This window comes from Muriicola sp. (assembly GCF_041567615.1).
Classification (GTDB): domain Bacteria; phylum Bacteroidota; class Bacteroidia; order Flavobacteriales; family Flavobacteriaceae; genus Muriicola.
The window spans coordinates 1-1,512 of the sequence record NZ_JBFGBM010000279.1 but is presented as its reverse complement, the minus strand read 5'-3'; the positions used below and the strand labels follow the sequence as shown (position 1 = coordinate 1,512).

Below are 1,512 nucleotides of genomic sequence, written 5' to 3'. Positions count from 1 at the left end.
TCTTCCCCCATGCCAGTGGCAGTGGCACCTCCAATCTCGTTATCTACAAACAGTCCCGCCCCGATTATGGGAGAATCGCCTACCCTTCCAGCCATTTTGTAAGCCATACCACTGGTCGTGCAGGCCCCTGCTATATCCCCGCTTGAGTCGATAGCCAGCATGCCAATGGTATCGTGGTTCTCGATATTGATGACCGGGTCATATTTGGAGGTCTTTTTCCATTCGAGCCATTCCTGCCGGGATTTATCCGTAAGGAGATCCTCTTCCGGGAAGCCTTTCTCAAGGGCGAATTTCCTGGCGCCTTCCCCGGCGAGCATTACGTGGGGCGTGTCTTCCATGACCCTGCGGGCCACGGATACGGCATGGACGATATTTTGCAGATATACTACGGCGCCACACCGACTGTCCTTGTCCATGATGCAAGCGTCCAGGGTCACATTCCCATCCCGGTCTGGCCGACCTCCTTTCCCTACGGACTGGTTGTTCACATCGGCTTCCTCCATCATGACCCCTTGTTCCACGGCATCCAGAGCTGTACCCTTACCCTTCAGGACTTCATATGCCTTAGCCGTGGCATTGGGTACGTTCCAGGTGGCGATCACCAGAGGCCCAGTCGGAGTAATGTTCCCGGCCTTTTCTTCCGATGTTTTGTCTGCGCATGAAGCTGCCCAGGCACCGCCCATGAGGGCCGCTCCCCCCAGACCCCCGTTTTTAATAAACTTTCTTCTGTCCATACCGTTAGAGTTGATTACATTTATGTGATTAAAGATAGGGATAATGACCGTAGAAGTTTGCGTGACCTCTCTGGAATCCGCCCTGATCGCTCAGGGGGCAGGAGCACAACGGATTGAACTTTGCGCGGAACTTTCCCTGGGAGGGATCACCCCGTCCTACGGCCTGATCCGGACCGTCAAGCAAGCCCTTCATATCCCGGTACACGTCCTTGTCAGGCCGAGGAGCGGCGACTTTACCTATTCAGAACATGAGTTATTTGCTATGAAACAGGACATAGGTATCTGCCGGTCCCTGGGGGTAGATGGGATCGTCTCGGGAGTTTTGCAAGAGGATATGAAAGTAGATTGGAAAAGGACCTCTGAACTACTGGATCACAGTAAGGGCATGTCCTTCACCTTTCACCGGGCATTCGACTGGGTACCAGACCCGGCCGGAACCTTCCTCAGGTTGCAGGAAATCGGGGTTCAAACCTTACTTACCTCCGGGCAGGCGCAAACCGCAGAAAAAGGTCTGGCCGTCCTGCGGAAGTTACTCCCTCTCTCATCCGGGTGTACCGTAATGCCGGGAGGGGGGATCAATGCCCGGAATGCCCTGCTCTTTAAAGAAGAAGGATTCAACGCTTTGCATCTGTCTGCCAGCCGAGCGGTTGTCAATACGCCTGAAACCCACCCCCTGCCCATGAGAACATCCAACATATCCCCGGAGAATCACGTCCTTAAAACAGATCCTGAAATCCTGAGAAAAGTGATCGAAAGCGTTAATTAAGTCTAAAAGAAT

2 protein-coding genes are annotated in these 1,512 nt (G+C 53.5%); one reads left to right on the top strand and one right to left on the bottom strand.

Annotated elements, in window-relative coordinates; genetic code table 11:
- On the bottom strand, positions 1 to 734 hold a 734-nt coding region (locus ABYP73_RS13050), incomplete at its 3' end, for an isoaspartyl peptidase/L-asparaginase family protein (protein ID WP_372974628.1).
- 43 nt (positions 735 to 777) lie between these two features.
- Here ABYP73_RS13050 and ABYP73_RS13045 point away from each other — a divergent pair.
- On the top strand, positions 778 to 1,500 hold the full coding sequence (locus ABYP73_RS13045) for a copper homeostasis protein CutC (RefSeq protein WP_372974627.1): 723 nt from the start codon (positions 778 to 780) through the stop codon (positions 1,498 to 1,500).
- Positions 1,501 to 1,512 lie beyond the last annotated feature (12 nt).

Coding starts and splice junctions, on each gene's coding strand:
- ABYP73_RS13045 (WP_372974627.1), top strand. CDS start 778: ATGACCGTAGAAGTTTGCGTGACCTCTCTGGAATCCGCCCTGATCGCT.